Below are 17,231 nucleotides of genomic sequence, written 5' to 3' on the forward strand. Positions count from 1 at the left end.
CTGATTTCGGCATGCACTGATGCATAGATGGCACAGCGATGCTGATTCCACGTGGCGTCCGCCGACACCGATCGGCGACTGTGCTTGTCGTTGCTTGCGCGCCGAATTCAGGGTGTTTACATGATGAAATGATGTTGCTGTGCTGCCGATCCGCGAAATTCGGGTCCCATGCGGTTCTGCCTCATCGCGCGATGATGGGGACGGCACGGCCTTGAACGAGAACATGCTGGCGGACACCCCGGGGCGCGGGGCATTTGCGCTTGCACAATTGCGCGCGATGACGGCCGACATCTGCGACGTGATTCCGCTCACGGCGGATGACGATTTCCATGTCACCAGCTTGACGATGATGACCCGCAATGCGTTGCTGGTCGATACGCGTTCGACCGATCTGGAATACGACCGGACGCCCGCACACGTCGCCCGCGGCGCGATGGACCATTTCCAGATTACGCTCTGCGTCAAAGGCGAGATGCGGTTTAGCTCGGGTCCGCGCGGGGTGACGTTGGGGCCGGGCGACATCTGCCTGCTCGACATGGCGCAGCCGAACCGAACGGTGTTTCGCGGCGGCGCCGACCGCACCCATGTGATTGCGATCATCCTGCAGCGTGCCATGCTCGCGCCGCGGCTCGCACATCCGGATTCCGCGACGGCCATCTTGCTGCCGTCAGATCACCCGCATGCGCGCCTGCTCGCCAACCATTTTGCGGCGCTTGAACTGCCCCCCGAACCCGAGGCCGGCAATGCCGAGACCACGGTCGAGGCAATCGCCGATCTCATGGCCGCGGCCGCCGGCGGTACGGCCGACATCGTCGCCGGCGTCGAACGGGCCGAGCGGCATCTGTATCTCGCGATGATCAAACGCCACATCGCGCATGGTCTCGATACCGACGCACTCTCCACCGCGGAGCTTTGCCGCCATTTCCAGATCTCGCGGGCAACCCTCTACCGGCTGTTCGAGGCCGATGGCGGGCTGGCACATTACATCAGGGAGCAGCGGCTCAATCTGGCCTTCCGGCAACTGATCTCGCCGTCCGCACAGGACGGGCGGCTGATCGACCTCGCCATCGGGATGCGTTTCAGCAGCGACTCGACGTTCATACGGGCGTTCCGCCGAAAATTCGGACTGACGCCGGGCGAGCTCAGGGAGCAGGCGGACCAATGGCTGCGCGAAACCGGAGCCGTTCCGGCCATCGACACGGTGCTTCACCAACTGGCCCGGCGTCGGACATCGCGGCCGTGAGCGACGCCAACGTCCGGGTTTGTCGCCTGCGCTTCGACCGGATATGACTCCGGTCACGGCCGAAGTTCGGCCATCCGAGAGTGCGGCCGTGCCTGGTGACATCAAGCTCGTCCTGTTCGATATGGACAACGTCCTCTGCGACTACGACAGGGGAAAGCGCGTCGCGCGCCTGGCGAAGCTTGCCGGATCGACCGACGAATTCGTTCACCAGGCGATCTGGGACAGCGGCTTCGAACTGCTCGGAGACTCCGGCGCGCTCGATGCCGTCGATTATCTGCGGGGCTTCGGCGAACGGATCGGCTATCCGCTGTCGCTCGACGAATGGGTGGAGGCGCGACGCTGTTCGATGCGGGCCGATCGCGCGATGCTGGAGATTGTCGGGCAGCTCCGCCGAACCGTCGATATTGCGATCCTGACCAACAATACCACGCTGGTCGCCGATCACATCGATACGTTGCTGCCGGAATTGCGGCCGCTGTTCGGCTCCAAAATCTACACATCGGCCGAGTTCAAGACGGCGAAGCCCGACCCGCAGTGCTACCGTCTGTGTCTGTCGGAGCTCAAGGTGAGGCCGGAAACCGTCCTGTTCGTCGACGATCTGGCGGCGAATGTTGCCGGCGCGCGCGAGGCTGGCCTCCTGGCCCATCATCACACATCGCCGGAGACGTTCAGGCAGGCCCTTTCAGGCTATGGCCTGCTTCGCGAACGGTGAACGCATGCGACGTCAGGCGAGATCGACACCGCGCCGCTCCGGGATCAGCGTAAGCAGCGCCACGATGTCGATGAGATAGAGCAGCGCAAGACCCGCGATTGCGGTCGGGAAGCCGTACGCGGCACTGACGATGCCGACGACCAGCGGTCCGAAGCCGGCCACCGCCCGACCGATGTTGAAGAACACGTTTTGTGCCGTCGCGCGCGCCGCGGTCGGATAAAGCTCGCTCATCAGCGCGCCGTAGCCGCCGAGCATGCCGTTGACGAAGAAGCCCATCACGGCGCCGCCGACCAGCAGCGCACCGGCGGTCGTCAGCTGCGAATAGACCACCACCATGACGGCTGCGCCCAGCATGTAGGTCAGAAACGCCACACGGCGGCCGAAACGATCGGCCGCATGACCGAACAGGAAGATGCCGAGCGCCATGCCGGCGATGGTAACGGCCGTCCAGAGCGCCGATTGGGTCAGGCCATAGCCGAACCGCGTCGAGAGATAGTTCGGCAGCCAGATCATGATGCCGTAATAGCCAAAATTCTGCACCGAGCAGAGAATGATCATTCCGATGCCGATCCGGGTCGTCCCCGCATCAGCCACGAGCGCGCGAAGTGACGAACCGGTCTTCATTGCCTTCGCCTTGTGCGCGATGAAGACGTCCGGCTCGTGCAGCTTGCGCCGGATCACGTAAGCGACCACTGCCGGAAACACGCCGAGCGCAAACATCCCGCGCCAGCCAATGATCGGCAACAGCACCGGCGTCACCAGCGCCGCCGTAAGCACGCCGAACTGCCAGCCGAGCCCGACATAGGACGTGGCCCGGGCGCGCTTGCTCGCGGGCCAGGTCTCGGCCACCAGCGCCATGCCGATGCCGAATTCGCCACCGAGGCCGATGCCGGCAATGGCCCGGTAGGCCAGCAGGTCCCAATAGCCCTGCGCCAGCGCACACAGGCCGGTGAAGACCGCGAACAGGACGATGCTCCAGGTCAGAACCCGCACGCGGCCAAGCCGGTCCGACAGCATGCCGAAGACCAGGCCGCCGACGACCGCGCCGACCAGGGTCCCCGTGACCAGCGAGGCCGCCTGCGGCTGGGTAAGATGAAGGTCTTTCGAAATCGCCGTCAGCATGAAGCCGAGGATGAGGAGGTCGAACCCGTCCATGGCGTAGCCGAGCGCTGATCCCCACAGCGCCCGGCGCGCTGCCGCATCGCGGTCCGTCGCACGGTCCGTATCGACCGCGCCGAGAGTCACATCCTGTAGCTGGCTCATGTGTCCCCCCCCCTACGCCAGCCAGTCCGTTGGGATCAAGGCCTCCGAGGACCTATGCACCGCGCAACTCAGGCCAGATGACACGCCACGAAGTGTCCGCCCGCGCCTTCCTTCAGTTCCGGCGCACTTTCCGCACAGCGCGGCTGGGCGATCGGGCAACGGGTGTGAAAGTGACAGCCCGACGGCGGCTTCATCGGGCTCGGCACGTCGCCCTTGAGGCGGATGCGGTTGCGCTTGAGCTTGGGGTCCGGCACCGGTACGGCGGAAAGCAGCGCCTTGGTGTAGGGATGCTGCGGATTGCGATAGAGGTCGCTCGCCTTCGCCAGCTCGACGATGCGGCCGAGATACATCACGGCGACGCGGTCGGAAATGTGCTCGACCACCGAGAGGTCGTGCGCGACAAAGAGATAGGTGAGGTTCAACTCGGCCTGGAGATCTTCCAGCAGGTTGATGACCTGCGCCTGGATCGAGACGTCGAGCGCTGACACCGGCTCATCGCAGACGATCAGCTTGGGTTCGACCGCGAGCGCCCGCGCGATCACGATGCGCTGGCGTTGACCGCCGGAGAACTCATGCGGATAGCGCCGCATGTGCTCGGCCTTGAGGCCGACCTTGACCAGCAGGCCCGCGACGCGCTCTTCGCGCTCCCTGGCGTTCGATGCGAGATTGTGGATGGTGAAAGCTTCGCCGAGAATGGAGCCGACCGTCATGCGCGGGTTGAGCGAGGCGAACGGATCCTGGAAGACCAGCTGCATGTTCCGCCGCATCGCGCGCAGATCGTTGCCGCCGAGCTTGCCGATGTCCTGGCCGTCGAACATGACTTCGCCGTCGGTCGGCTCGATCAGGCGCAGCACGCAGCGCCCGGTCGTCGACTTGCCGCAACCGGATTCGCCGACGAGACCGAGCGTCTCGCCCCGATTGACCGAGAACGACACGCCGTCGACCGCATGGACGGTACCGACCTGGCGAGACAATAGGCCGCCGAGCACGGGGAAATATTTCTTCAGGCCGCTGACGCGGAGCAGAGGCTCGCTCATGCCGCGCCTCCCAACTGTGTATCTCCGAGATGGCAGGCCATGCGGTGGCCGGGTGCGATCTCGCGCAGCAGCGGCTCCTTCTCGGTGCAGACGTCCATGGCAAACTTGCAGCGCGGCGCAAAACGGCAACCGACCGGCGGGTTGATCAGGATCGGCACCGAGCCACCGATCGCCTCGAGGCGCGTCTTGTGCTCGCTGTCGAGATCGATGCGCGGGATCGAGCGGATCAGGCCCTGCGTATAGGGATGGCGCGGATCGGCGAAGAGCGCGTCGACATCGGCCTCCTCCACCACCTTGCCGGCATACATCACGACGACGCGCTGCGCCGTCTCGGCGACGACGCCCATGGCATGGGTGATCAGCATCACCGCCATGCCGAAGCGCTCCTTCATGTCCTGGAGCAGGTCGAGGATCTGCGCCTGGATGGTGACGTCGAGCGCAGTGGTCGGCTCGTCGGCGATGATCAGCTTGGGCTTGCAGGCCAGCGCCATCGCGATCATCACGCGCTGGCGCATGCCGCCGGAGAACTGGTGCGGATAATTGTGCACGCGGCCTTCGGCATTGGGGATCTGCACCAGCTTCAGCATCTCGATGGTGCGATCGAGCGCCTGTTTCCTGGTGACGTTCTCGTGGCGACGCAGGCTCTCGGCGATCTGCTCGCCGACGGTCAGCACCGGATTGAGCGAGGTCATCGGCTCCTGGAAGATGAAGCCGATCTCCTTGGCGCGGATCTCGTCGAGCTGGTTGCTCGTCAGCGGCACCAGATCGCGGCCCTCGAAGATGATTTCGCCCGCCGCAATGCGGCCCGGCGGCATCGCGATCAGCTTCAGAATCGACATTGCGGTGACGGTCTTGCCGCAGCCGGACTCGCCGACGACGCAGAGCGTCTCGCCCTTGTTGATGGTGATGTCGACGCCGTCGACGGCCTGCAGGATGCCGTCGTCGGTGGAGAAGTGGGTCTTGAGACCCTTGATCTCGAGCAGCGGCGCCATCAGATCACCCGTCGCGCATCGAGCGCGTCACGCAGACCGTCGCCGATGAAATTGATCGCGACCACCGCGATGAAGATCGCGCCGCCCGGGAACAAGGCCCAGTGCGGGCCGATGTCGAGGAAATCCTTGGCATCGTACAGCAGCCGGCCCCAGGTCGGGGTATCCGGCGGAAAGCCGAGGCCCAGGAAGGACAGCGTCGATTCCGCGATGATCGCGGCGGCAACGTCGATGGTGCCGGCGATGATCACCGGACCGAGCGCATTGGGCAGGATGTGCTTCACCACCTGCCGCACCGGGCTCGCACCGAGCGCGCGCGCGGCCTCGACGAACTCCTTCTCGCGGATCGACAGGAACTGCGCGCGCACGAGGCGCGCCACCGGCATCCAGCGCAAGCCGCCGATGACGAGGACGATCAGGATGAAGATGCCGCCTTCGGGACCGAACATCTGCTTCAACCCGTCGCGGAAGAGATAGATCAGCAGCAGGAGCAGCGGCAGTTGGGGCAGCGACAGAAAGAGGTCGGTGAGCCACATCAGACCATGCCCGAGCGCGCCGCGGGACATGCCGGCGAGCGCACCGATCAGCGTGCCGATGAACACCGAGACCAGCATCGCGGCCAATCCGACCGCAAGCGAGATACGACCGCCATAGATCATCCGCGCAAGGATGTCCTGGCCGAGGTCGTCGGTGCCGAAGGGATGCGCGAGCGACGGCCCTTGCATGCCCGCCACGATATCGATGTCGTTGATCTTGATCCGCCAGATGAAGGGGCCGACCACCACAGCAAGAATCAGGACGAGCAGCAGGATCGCGCTGACGACGGCGAGCTTGTGGCGGCTGTAGCGCCGCCACGTCTCGCGCCAGGGCGAGTAGACGCCCCGCTCAGCGGAGGGAGATGCGAGGGTCAAGCCAGCCATACAGCACATCCGCGATGAGATTGAAGAGCACCACCAGACAGGCGAACACAAAGGTCACGGCCATCACGACCGGGGTGTCATTGGAGAGAATGGAGGAGATCAGCAGCGAGCCGATGCCGGGAATGCGAAAGATCTGCTCGGTGACGATGGCGCCACCGAACACCGCGGGCATCTGCAGCGCGATCAGCGTGACGACCGGAATCATGGCGTTGCGCATCACATGCTTGACGATGACCTTGGCCTGCCCGAGCCCCTTGGCGCGCGCCGTGGTGACGTAATCGAGCCGGATCACGTCGAGCATCGCCGAGCGCACGAAGCGCGTCATCGACGCCGCCTGGAACAGGCCGAGCACGGCGACCGGCATGATCGCCTGCCGGATCATCTCGAGCACGTAGTGGATGCCCGTGGCCTTGATGTCGGTGGTGTAGACGAAGGGCAACCAGTCCAGCGTGACCGAGAAGATCAGGATGAACAGGATGCCCGTGAAGAAGGTCGGCAGCGAAAAACCGACGAAGGCGAGCGTGTTCGCGACCTGGTCGAACAGCGAATAGGGCTTTGTCGCCGCATAGACGCCGACGGGAATCGCGATCAGCAGCGCCAGGATCTGTGCCGAACCGATCACGTAGAGCGTGGCCGGCAGGCGCTGCAGGATGAGCGTGTCGACGTTCATCCGGCTGACGAAGGAGAAGCCCCAGTCGCCGTGCACCATGGCGGATAGCCAGTGCAGGTAGCGCAGATAGATCGGATCATCGAGCCCGAACCTGGCCCGAAGTGCAGCCTGCACTTCGGGTGGCACGTTCGGATTGGTCGCCAGTTCCGAGAAGGGATCGCCGGGCGCGAGCGCCAGGACGAAGAACAGCACCGCCGAGATGCCGAGCAAGCTCGGAATGGCGATCAGGAGGCGACGCAGGACATACTGGCTCATGGGGAATAATCCCGTCTATGCCCTCGCGATCATGCCTCCCGGTACCAATCCTGGATGTTGTCGGTCCGATTGGCCCAGCCCGAGATGACCGGCTTCAGCGTGTTGGCGCAGGCGTCCACCGTAAGACGGTGCATCACCGGAATGAACACGGTGTCCTGCCACAACAGGTCGTTGCACTTGATGTAAAGCGCCGCCCGTTTGACCAGGTCGATCTCGGTCTCGGCCGCGGCAATCGCCGCATCATAGTCCTTGTTGACATAGCGGGGATAATTCGGGCCCTGCCACTTGTTCTCTTTGGTTGCCACATTGGCCGAGATGTAGCGGCGCATATGCAAAGCCGGATCCGGTTGTGTCATCGGGATCTGGAACATCTCGATGTCGGCGTAAAACTTGGGATAGGTGTCGTTGTTGGCAACGTCCGACGAGAAGAACACCGAAGCAACGACCGACTTCAGCTCGACGTCGATGCCAGCCTTCTGGCAGGCCTGCTTGACGATGGCCTGAGTCTTCTGGCGCGGACCGTTGGTCGAGGTCTGGTACAGGAGCTTGAATTTCTTTCCATCCTTCTCACGGATGCCGTCTGCGCCAACCTTCCAGCCGGCGTCGTCCAGCATCTTCGACGCCTTCTCGATGTTGAACTCCCAGGAGGTGTTCTTGGAGACGAACTTCTCGGGACCGTTGAGGTAGTTGGCCGTGGTGCGTCCAGCGCGACCGTAGATCGCCTTCTTGACGGACTCGCGGTCCACCAGGAGAGCCAGCGCCTTGCGAACGTTCGGATCGGAAAAGATCGGATGCTTGGTCTTCATCGAGGACCGCTCGCCATCGACCTCCGTGTTCGGGTCGGTGAAATTGATAGCGATGAACTCGATGTCGCCGCCTACGGCATAAACGGTCTTACCCTTGCCGCCCTTCTCCAGGCGCAGCAGCACGTCGTCCTCGACTTGCATGTTCCAGGCAAAATCGAACTCGCCGGTCTGGATCACCGCGCGTGCCGCAGAGACGGCATCGCCGCCGCCCTTCATGTCGATGGTGTCGAAATACGGACGGTTGGGCATGTGGTAGTCGGGGTTCAACGCACCACGGACGAGATCGCCCGGCTTGAACTCGACGAATTTGTAGGGGCCGGTGCCCACCGGGGCCAGATTGGTCGGCGCCTCACGGGATTTCGATCCGATGTAGTCGCCAAACAGATGCTTCGGGATGACGCATCCGTACGCGCCGACGAAAGCATTGGCCCAGAACGGCGTCGGGTTCTTGAACAGGATACGAATGGTAAGGTCGTCCACCTTCTCGACCGTCATGTCGGCGTAGGTGCTGATAGAGACAGCCGCCGTGGCAGGATCGCTGGCATAGGTGAAGGTGAACACGAAATCGTCGGCTGTCAGCGGCTTGCCGTCATGCCATTTGACGCCGGGCTTGATCTTCCAGATCACCGACTTGCCGTCGGCGGCGAGGCCGCCATTTGCTGTTGACGGAATTTCGGCGGCGAGAATCGGGTTGAGATTGCCGTCCACGTCCCAGCTTGCGAGCGGCTCGTAGAACACGCGCGAGCCGTCCTGGTCCTTGGTGCCGGTCGCGAAATGCGGATTGAGCAAGGTTGGTCCCTGCCACCACAACAGCTTGAGCGGGCCGCCGCCGCCACGCTTGGTCGGCGGATAGGGGGACGGGCTCTGCGCCATGGCGACGCCGCCGATGGCGAGGATCTGGTTGGCCATGGGAGCGGTGAGGCCGACGGCGGCCAGGCGCTGGATGAAGGCGCGGCGATCCATGCGCCCGTCCTTCACGTCACCGATCATCGAACGCAGTTCTTTATCCAGCATGGTTGTCCCCCGTCTGGTTCCCGTATGGATGCAGGCGGCCGCAGCCCGGCCGCCGAGTTTGGCTGGCGGTAGATGGCACACTGAATAGGCCGCGCGTCAACTGCGGCCGTGTGTGTGCAAACGGTGTTCTGGCTGTCTGTTGAGCAAAACTTCCTTCCGCAGCCCAACGGTTCGGCATTCCCGCGCCAAAATCCGCGGGAAACCAAGTTGCACTGCGGAAAATTTGTTCTTCAGATCAGACGAAGTATCGAGATGGAATTCTACGCCACGGACATATTGAGTGGCGGCGCGACGTGGTCCGGCAGCGGGCAGATATAAGGCGTTTTGGTCGTCCGCTTCGTGAGATCGGCCTTCGCGGCCTTGATCAGTTCCGGTTCGGTCATCGCCTTGATGCCAAGGCCGGCCATCGCCTTGGCCGCCTGCACCATCGCCTTGTGGGCATGCGGGCTCTTGCCCTGCGCGACCACCTGCCAGGTGTGGAACGGGGTGCCGATTGCAACCGTTGGTGCGTGTACCTGCACGGTCGGCACCACCCAGCTCACATCGCCGACGTCCGTCGAGCCAACCAAGGGGTTGCGCTTGGCGTCGAGCGGCACCAGGAAGTCGGCCAGCGGCCGATCGGTCGGCTCCATGCCGATCGCATAATAGACCGACGCGATGTCCTTGTCGGTCAGCGTCGCGCGGATCTGGCTGGCAAAGCCATTGTCGGCATCGTCGAAATGCGGCGGTCCGAGCTCTTCCATGACCCGGTGCAGCGCCTGTTCCAGCGGCGTGTTGGGCAGGATGTTGGAGACCGCGGAGATGATCTTCATCTCGACCTTGGTCTCGGTCATCAAGGCCGCCCCCTCTGCGATCTTGCTGACGCGCCCGACCAGCTCGTTCATGCCGGGCAGATCACGGGCGCGAATGGAGTAGCGCACGCGGGCATGGGCCTGCACCACGTTGGGCGCAATGCCGCCGGTGTCGAGCAGCGCGTAGTGCACGCGCGCATCGCTCGGCATGTGCTCGCGCATGTAGTTTACGCCGACATTCATCAGCTCCACCGCGTCGAGCGCGGAGCGGCCGAGATGGGGCGACGCCGCAGCATGCGAGGTGCGGCCGGTGAAGATGAAGTCGGCGCGGGTGTTGGCCAGCGACGGCGTCACCGCGACTTCCCAGAAACTATGCGGATGCCAGGTGATGGCGATATCGGCGTCCTCGAACGCGCCGGAGCGCACCATGAAGGCCTTGGCCGCGCCGCCCTCTTCCGCCGGGCAACCGTAATAGCGCACACGGCCGGGCACCTTGTTCTCGGCGAGCCAGTCCTTGACGGCGGTGGCGGCGAGGAGCGCTGCGGAACCGAGCAGATTGTGACCGCAGCCATGGCCGTGACCGCCGGTCTCGACCGGACGATGCTCGGCGACACCAGCCTCCTGGCTCAGGCCCGGCAGGGCGTCATATTCACCCATGAAGGCGATGACCGGACCGCCCTCGCCCCATTCGCCCATCACCGCGGTCGGAATGCCCGCCACTTTCTCGGTGATGCGGAAACCCTGGTGGCGCAACTCGGCGAGATGCTCGGCGGCGGAACGCGCCTCGGTGTAGCAGACCTCGGGCATGCCCCAGACCTTGTCGCTCAGGTCGATGAAACGTCCCTTGATCGTGTCGATGCCACGCCAGATGTCGCTGCGATTGTCCATGGTTTGGTCCGTGATCTCTTGGTCAAACGAAGCGGCAATGGTTAGCAGCTTCATTGAACTCCGCCTAGCATCTCGCGAGACACCAGCCATGCGACCGATGCCGGATTGGCGGTTGCCGCCCGGCTTTAGGTGAACAATGCCTGTCATCTTCGGAAACCGGCGGCGCGACATCTGGAATAGTTGCGGTCAAGCCTTTCAAGACGGCCTCCTCCGGCCTAAATTATGCTTGCTTCGCGCGTCGTTCCGCAGCCATGGCGGAGCGATGCTCTCAGCCAGGAGAACTCCATGCCCGCCTTGACCGAATGGAGAGTGCCGCCGGCCAATCAGCCGCGTGCGAGCGATTACGGCTTCGATCTCGATCGTGCGCTCGCCTCCGTCGTCGGCCTGCACGCCATCATTCCGCCGGACGCTTTCAGCGCCGAAACACTCGGCACCGAGCGCGCCGGCAACGGCGTCGTGATCGACGACGGGCTGGTGCTGACCATCGGCTATCTCATTACCGAGGCGGAATCCGTCTGGCTTCACCTCGGCGACGGGCGCGTGGTGGAGGGACATGTGCTCGGCTTCGATTCCGTCACCGGTTTCGGCCTGGTGCAGGCGCTCGGCCGGCTCGACATCGAGCCGCTGCCGCTCGGCTCCTCGGCGGACACCCGGCTCGGCGACCGCGTCGTGGTCGGCGGCGCCGGCGGGCGAACGCGATCGGTCGCGAGCCAGATCGTCGCCAAGCAGGAATTCGCGGGTTACTGGGAGTATCTGCTCGACGAGGCCTTGTTCACCTATCCGGCTCATCCGAACTGGGGCGGCACGGGACTGATCAACGAGCGCGGCGAGCTGATCGGCATCGGCTCGCTCCAGCTCGAGCGTGAACGCGACGGCAAGGCCGAGCATGTCAACATGATCGTGCCCATCGATCTGCTAAAGCCGATCCTCGACGACCTCCGCAAGTTCGGCCGTGTCAACAAGCCGGCACGCCCGTGGCTCGGACTCTTTTCGACCGAGATCGACAACCGCGTGGTGGTGATCGGAATCTCCGCCAACGGTCCCGCCGCGCGCGCCGAACTCAAGACCGGCGACGTCATTCTTGCCGTGGATGGCGAGAAGGTCACGAGCCAGACCGACTTCTACAAGAAGATGTGGGACCTCGGTGCCGCCGGCGTCGACGTGCCTCTCACCGTGCATCATCAAGGCACCGCGCATCATGAAGGCGTCACCTTCGACGTCACGGTGACCTCGACCGATCGCTTCAAGCTTCTGAAAGCGCCGAAGCTGCACTGATCCAGACAGAGGAAGCAGCGATGACCGAGGCCGTCGTTGACGACATCGTGGCCGTGCTGCCGCCGTTGCTCAATGCACTGGAGGCGCTCGGCTACTTCGCCCGGCACTTGCATCCGCCGGCCTTCGGCTCGGTGATGAACGCCATCGGCGCACCGGACGACGCGCTTCAGTCGGCACGCGCAGCGATCGGAGCGTGGCCGGAGCAGTTCGCCGGACTGCGCGAGCGGCTCGATCGCGCCTGCGACGAGACGCTGTCCGCCTTTGCCGGCATTCGCGACGTCGAGCGCGGCAATGGCGATCTCGTCGCGGTGTTCCGCGCGCTGCGCCATCTGCCGCGGGCACAAGAGGCGCTTTATCCGCTGTCTGCGCAGTTTCCACCGGTGAGCAATTTCTTCCTCAACACCGGCAATCGCGAGAATGGTGAGTTGCTGGCGCGGCTGGAGGTCGCCGCCGGCGAGGACACCGGCGTCTTCCATGATCACAACGAGCCCGGCAGCCGCGGCGGCTTCTCGGTCTACGTTCCCGAGTATTACACGCCCGATCGCAACTGGCCTCTGGTGATGGCGCTGCATGGCGGCAGCGGCAATGGCCGCGGCTTTCTGTGGAGCTGGCTGCGCGATGCCCGCAGCCTTGGCGCGATCCTGGTGGCACCGACCGCGACCGGACAGACCTGGGCGCTGATGGGCGACGACACCGACACGCCCAATCTGATGCGGATACTCGAAACCGTGCGCGGCCGCTGGCGGGTCGATGCCTCGCGGATGCTGCTGACCGGCATGAGCGACGGCGGCACGTTCTGCTATGTCAGCGGGCTGGATGGCGCCTCGCCCTTCACTCATCTCGCACCGGTGTCGGCGACCTTCCATCCGCTGATGGCGGAGATGGCCGATGCCACGCGCCTGCAGGGCCTGCCGATCTTCATCACTCACGGCAAGCTCGACTGGATGTTTCCGGTGCAGACCGCACGGCAGACGCAAGCGGCACTCGCGGCCGCCGGCGCCGATGTGACCTATCGCGAGATCGACGACCTCAGCCATACCTATCCGCGCGAGATCAACGCCGTGCTGCTGCAATGGCTGAATGAAGGATGAACGAGCCGTCCTTACCCGCGCCGTAGTGCCGCGGAACCATCACTCCGGGCCGACGTTATCCGCCCACACCGGAGGTTCGCCATGCAGACTTTTTTCGGAATGATTTTGGGTGCGCTGCTGCTCGGCTGCGGCGTGTATGTCTATGATTCCATGCAGACGTCGTCCGTCGCCAATGGCGATGTCGCGACTGCCAATCGCACCATCGTGAACTGGGATGTCGCGAAGGCCGACTGGAATGCGCTGCAGGACCGCGCGCACAAGGACTGGGTCCGGATTTCGTCGAAGTAATCTCGCCCGCAATGAACAAGGCGCCGTCGCGATCCGCGGCGGCGCCTTTGTGTTGGCTGCGATGAACGCTGCTGCGCGTCAGTTCATCTTGGCCTTGCGGGCGTCGGCGATGACCTGCTCGAACTCGGCCATGCTGAGCGCACCGGGTACGCGATACTTGCCGACAATGAAGGACGGCGTGCCGCGGAAGCCGAAGGCCTCGGCCTGCTCGTTGTTGCGCTTGAGGATCGCGTCGATGTCCTTGGCGCGCGCGGTGAGATCGCTCTTGAGGCGGTCCATGTCGACGCCGGCGGCCGCGAGCAGCTCGTTGATGCGCGACTCGGTCAGGCGCGAGCTGACGCCCATCATGGCGTCATGGGCCTTGTGGTACTTGTCCTGGTATTTCGCGGCGAGTGCGATCCGGGCGGCCGTCACGGAGACGGGCCCGAGGATCGGCCAGTCCTTCAGAACCAGCCTGACCTTGCCGTCGTCCTGGATGACCTGGCGCAGCTCGGGCTCGAGCTTGCGGCAATAGGGACAATTGTAGTCGGACCACTCGATGATGCTGATGTTGCCATCGGGATTGCCGGCGACGGGGACGTCGGGATCGCGCAACACCCTGGCTTCGGTCAGCACTTCGTCTTCGCTGCCAGCAGCCGCGCGCGCCAACGTCACCCCGCCAGCCGCGAAGCCGCCCGCCCCGATCAACGTCAACGCGGCGCGTCGTGTCGGCCCAAAGCCCTTAGTCCTGAATCCAGTCATATCTCGTCCCGTTTCGGTCCTATCGCCGCAAGTACGGCCCCGGACCGGGAATTGTTACGGCTCATATAGTACTACTGAGTCAGAAAAAGTGTCTGATTCAAAAGATCGCGGGCGAGATCCTGTGAGAATCAGTTACCTGTTGAGATTCAGGCATCGGCAACGGGGGCTGATATGGATCTCCGGACATCAGGCGGCAGTGAATCGCGATTTTCGGCTTTTGTCGAGAAACTTGTGAGTGTGATCGGACATGCGGACCGGGCCCAGCCGTTGTTTGATTATTGCATCGGCTTAATCATGCCGGGGGAGCGTAAAAGCGTTGAGCCTATGGCAGCGGTAACGGCACCTGATCGGACGGCGGCGCAGCATCAGTCGCTGCTGCACTTCGTCGGCCAATCGCCTTGGTCTGACGAGGGTGTTTTGGCCAAAGTGGGTGAGATGGTACTGCCGGCGATAGAGCGCCATGGACCGATCGAAGCGTGGATCATCGATGACACCGGTTTTCCCAAGAAGGGAGCGCACTCGGTCGGTGTGGCGCGTCAATATTGCGGGCAGCTCGGCAAGCAGGATAACTGCCAAGTCGCGGTATCCCTGTCGCTTGCCAATCACCACGCCAGTCTGCCGGCGATGTATCGTCTCTATCTGCCGCAGGAATGGGCGGCAGATAAGAAACGTCGGCGCAAAGCGGGCGTGCCCAAGGAGATCAGCTTTAAGACCAAGCCAGAGATCGCGCTTGAACAGATCGAAGCAGCCTGCAGAACCGGGCTTCCTCGCGGCGTGGTGCTGATGGATGCCGGATATGGCTGCAACACGGACCTGCGGACCAGCATCAGCGCGTTGGCGTTGACCTATGTGGCTGGTATCTTGCCAAACACCACGGTGTGGACATCCGACACGGCGCCGCTACCGCCGAAAAAATGGTCGGGCAAAGGGCGACCACCAAAGCTGCTGCGCCGCGACCACAAGCATCAACCGATTTCGGTCAAGGAGCTTGCTCTTTGCCTTCCTAAGCGGGTCTGGCGCACGATCAAGTGGCGAGAGGGCGCGGCCGAGCGGCTATCGTCGCGCTTCGCTCGCGCGCGCGTTTGCGTCGCGCATCGAGATTACCAACTCACCGAAAGCCGACCGGAAGAATGGCTTTTGATCGAATGGCCAGAAGGTGAGGACGAGCCGACCAAATACTGGCTTTCAACGTTGCCGGAAACGATCACTTTTGGAAGGCTAGTCGATCTAACCAAGCTGCGCTGGCGCATCGAGCGCGATTATCAGGATCTCAAACAAGAGGTCGGGCTCGGGCATTTCGAAGGGCGAGGTTGGCGTGGCTTCCACCACCACGCTACGCTGTGCATCGCAGCCTACGGATTCCTGGTCTCCGAGAGGGAGACGATTCCCCCCTCGGGATCTCGTTCCACCAGGCCGTTCAAGAGACTTGCGGTTTCCAACGGTTACCGACCCAGAGGCTCCGCTGCTGCGACCCGAACGTCACATCCCGAACTCGATTGCGACGATGCGGCGAAGACTGATCGTTGCCATCGTCCGCACCCTCTCACGCTGTCCCTGTTGCATTCGCCCGATCAAACAGCGCCTTCTTTTGTGACGCAGTAAGAATAGGACGTTGTGGGTGGGATGTCATTGCCGCGTTATGACACGACAATGGCCTGCGCGCCCCGAGTGTCGGCGCGGGGCAGCATCGCCATGAGCGTTCCGGTCATGGTGGCAATCAGCGTGGTCCTACCCTCGTGCTCGGCAAACGCCTTGGCCTCGCAGAAGGTCAACGTACGGCCAGGCTTGATCACCTCGGCCTTGAACACGAAACGCTCGCCGCGGGCAGGGGCGAGCAGCGTGGTCTTGAACTCGACGGTGAGGATATCGGCCTCCGACGGCATCAGTGTGAAGGCGGCGACACCGCAGGAATTGTCGAGCCCGGCGGTGATGATCCCGGCATGGATAAAACCGTTCTGCTGCGTGAATTCAGGGGAATGCAGCATCGCCAGCTCGACCTCGCCCGGCGCGAGGCGGACAATCACGATGCCGAGCGTGCGCATCGCCGGCTGGCCCTCGAACATCGCAATGGCCGCCGCACGATAGCCGGGGTTTTTCGGCTCGAACGCAGCCATGGCTCAGACCTCGGCCGGTTCGACGAGATATCTCAGTGCGATCTCGCGGATGGCATCCGCGAACGCCGCGGATTTCCGCTGCCTGCGATCCATGTGCACGGCGGTGATTTCGCAGAACGCAGCCATCTCGCCGGTCTCGGCATTCGTCATCTCGTGCCGGAAGCGGATTGACTTGTCGCGAACCTCCAGCAGATGGCTGCGTATCTCGACGATGTCGCCGGCGAGCAGCTCGCGCTTGTAGGTGATGTTCTGCTGCACCGCCGCCATGCCGCGGCCGGAGGAGCGGAGATAGCTCGGCGTCAGCCCGAGCCGGGCGAACCAATTCCAATTGGCCTCGTCGAATTTGCCGACGTACCACATGATGTTCATGTGACCGACATGATCGCACTGCCATGGATAGACCGTGCCGCGATAGGTCGCCTCTTGCTCCATCGCCATTCCCTGCCCTGTCTGTCTTTTGATCTTGATACGGTAGCGTATCAGGCGTTGGACGCGTTAGCAATACGGCACCGTATCAAGAACCGGTGAGGCTTCCTTCATGAACGACGGCAAGGGCGATGTCTGGGTCGAGGCAGGGTTTACCGAGCTCGCCCGCGCTGGGGTCGAAGGGGTACGGGTCGAGGTGCTCGCCAAGAATTTGGGCGTCACCAAGGGCGGCTTCTACCGCCGCTTCGCCGACCGCGCCGCGCTGCTCGACGCCATGCTGGTGCACTGGCGCGAGGGACGCTCGGCATCAATCGCACAGCAGACCAGCCTGGACGGGCAAGCGCCCCGCGAGCGGCTGAGGGCGGTGATCCAGCTCTATTCCGAGCGGCTCAATCCGGAGGGCATGGCGATCGAGCTCGCGATCCGGCAGTGGGCGCGCTCCGACGAGAGCGCCGCTGCGGCGGTGGCGAGCGTGGATGCAGCCCGGCTGAAGCACGTTGCCGAGCTCTATCGCGCGACCGGTCTCGAGCCCGAGGAGGCCGAGGCGCAGGCGTTCCTGTTCTATTGCTTCATCTTCGGCCAAAGCCTGTTGTTCGTCGAGCGCGGCCCGCGCAAGCGGTCGCAGCTCGTGGCGAAATCGGCCGAGAAATTGCTGGACTAGAGCATGATCCGGAAAAGTGTGAAGCGGCTTTCCGAAAAGATCATGCT

Annotated in this window: 17 protein-coding genes; 7 read left to right on the forward strand and 10 right to left on the reverse strand. The window is 63.6% G+C overall.

Annotated features, from left to right (window positions below; translation table 11 throughout):
• Positions 1-211: 211 nt before the first annotated feature.
• Both NLM32_RS43035 and NLM32_RS43040 read left to right on the forward strand, forming a co-directional pair.
• On the forward strand, positions 212-1,243 hold the full coding sequence (locus NLM32_RS43035) for a helix-turn-helix domain-containing protein (RefSeq protein ID WP_254134689.1): 1,032 nt from the start codon (positions 212-214) through the stop codon (positions 1,241-1,243).
• A gap of 43 nt (positions 1,244-1,286) precedes the next feature.
• Complete coding sequence (locus NLM32_RS43040; protein ID WP_309143719.1) at positions 1,287-1,955, forward strand: HAD family phosphatase; 669 nt, start codon at positions 1,287-1,289, stop codon at positions 1,953-1,955.
• A gap of 12 nt (positions 1,956-1,967) precedes the next feature.
• Here NLM32_RS43040 and NLM32_RS43045 read toward each other — a convergent pair whose 3' ends face one another.
• From NLM32_RS43045 to NLM32_RS43075, 7 genes are all read right to left on the reverse strand, one after another.
• Positions 1,968-3,218: an MFS transporter gene (locus NLM32_RS43045; RefSeq protein WP_254134691.1), complete on the reverse strand. Its 1,251-nt coding sequence runs from the start codon at positions 3,216-3,218 to the stop codon at positions 1,968-1,970.
• Positions 3,219-3,286: 68 nt separating this feature from the next.
• Complete coding sequence (locus NLM32_RS43050; protein WP_254134692.1) at positions 3,287-4,255, reverse strand: ABC transporter ATP-binding protein; 969 nt, start codon at positions 4,253-4,255, stop codon at positions 3,287-3,289.
• On the reverse strand, positions 4,252-5,247 hold the full coding sequence (locus tag NLM32_RS43055) for an ABC transporter ATP-binding protein (protein WP_254134693.1): 996 nt from the start codon (positions 5,245-5,247) through the stop codon (positions 4,252-4,254). Before NLM32_RS43055 ends, NLM32_RS43050 begins: the two co-directional genes overlap by 4 nt.
• A complete protein-coding gene (locus tag NLM32_RS43060; protein WP_254134694.1) occupies positions 5,247-6,164 on the reverse strand; it encodes an ABC transporter permease in 918 nt (305 codons plus the stop codon). Before NLM32_RS43060 ends, NLM32_RS43055 begins: the two co-directional genes overlap by 1 nt.
• Positions 6,130-7,089, reverse strand: coding sequence for an ABC transporter permease (locus tag NLM32_RS43065; protein ID WP_254134695.1), 960 nt, complete (start codon positions 7,087-7,089; stop codon positions 6,130-6,132). The genes NLM32_RS43060 and NLM32_RS43065 overlap by 35 nt, the downstream gene beginning before the upstream one ends.
• Before the next feature lie 29 nt (positions 7,090-7,118).
• Entirely contained in the window at positions 7,119-8,909 is a 1,791-nt protein-coding gene (locus NLM32_RS43070; RefSeq protein WP_254134696.1) for a peptide ABC transporter substrate-binding protein, read from the reverse strand.
• A gap of 260 nt (positions 8,910-9,169) precedes the next feature.
• The gene (locus NLM32_RS43075) at positions 9,170-10,588 is read right to left on the reverse strand and encodes a M20 family metallopeptidase (protein ID WP_254134697.1); all 1,419 of its coding nucleotides are present in this window, start codon (positions 10,586-10,588) and stop codon (positions 9,170-9,172) included.
• 285 nt (positions 10,589-10,873) lie between these two features.
• On the opposite strand from NLM32_RS43075, the gene NLM32_RS43080 reads away from it, so the two are divergent.
• From NLM32_RS43080 to NLM32_RS43090, 3 genes are all read left to right on the forward strand, one after another.
• Positions 10,874-11,863, forward strand: coding sequence for a S1C family serine protease (locus NLM32_RS43080; RefSeq protein ID WP_254134698.1), 990 nt, complete (start codon positions 10,874-10,876; stop codon positions 11,861-11,863).
• A 20-nt stretch (positions 11,864-11,883) separates the two neighbouring features.
• On the forward strand, positions 11,884-12,954 hold the full coding sequence (locus NLM32_RS43085) for a phospholipase (protein WP_254134699.1): 1,071 nt from the start codon (positions 11,884-11,886) through the stop codon (positions 12,952-12,954).
• 81 nt (positions 12,955-13,035) lie between these two features.
• Positions 13,036-13,242 carry a hypothetical protein gene (locus NLM32_RS43090; RefSeq protein ID WP_254134700.1) on the forward strand — a complete coding sequence of 69 codons (207 nt, stop codon included), beginning with the start codon at positions 13,036-13,038 and terminating at the stop codon, positions 13,240-13,242.
• A gap of 78 nt (positions 13,243-13,320) precedes the next feature.
• Here the strand turns inward: NLM32_RS43090 and NLM32_RS43095 are convergent, their stop codons facing one another.
• Positions 13,321-13,983 carry a DsbA family protein gene (locus tag NLM32_RS43095; protein WP_254134701.1) on the reverse strand — a complete coding sequence of 221 codons (663 nt, stop codon included), beginning with the start codon at positions 13,981-13,983 and terminating at the stop codon, positions 13,321-13,323.
• Positions 13,984-14,154: 171 nt separating this feature from the next.
• On the opposite strand from NLM32_RS43095, the gene NLM32_RS43100 reads away from it, so the two are divergent.
• Complete coding sequence (locus tag NLM32_RS43100) at positions 14,155-15,585, forward strand: IS701 family transposase (protein WP_254128465.1); 1,431 nt, start codon at positions 14,155-14,157, stop codon at positions 15,583-15,585.
• 35 nt (positions 15,586-15,620) lie between these two features.
• Here the strand turns inward: NLM32_RS43100 and NLM32_RS43105 are convergent, their stop codons facing one another.
• Positions 15,621-16,097 (reverse strand): PaaI family thioesterase, encoded by a 477-nt coding sequence (locus tag NLM32_RS43105; RefSeq protein WP_254134702.1) that lies wholly within the window; start codon positions 16,095-16,097, stop codon positions 15,621-15,623.
• Between the two features lie 3 nt (positions 16,098-16,100).
• Entirely contained in the window at positions 16,101-16,529 is a 429-nt protein-coding gene (locus tag NLM32_RS43110) for a thioesterase family protein (RefSeq protein WP_254135551.1), read from the reverse strand.
• Between the two features lie 106 nt (positions 16,530-16,635).
• Here NLM32_RS43110 and NLM32_RS43115 point away from each other — a divergent pair, with 106 nt between their 5' ends.
• Entirely contained in the window at positions 16,636-17,184 is a 549-nt protein-coding gene (locus NLM32_RS43115; RefSeq protein ID WP_254134703.1) for a TetR/AcrR family transcriptional regulator, read from the forward strand.
• Positions 17,185-17,231: the final 47 nt, after the last annotated feature.

This window comes from Bradyrhizobium sp. CCGUVB14, assembly GCF_024199935.1.
Taxonomy (GTDB): Bacteria; Pseudomonadota; Alphaproteobacteria; order Rhizobiales; family Xanthobacteraceae; genus Bradyrhizobium.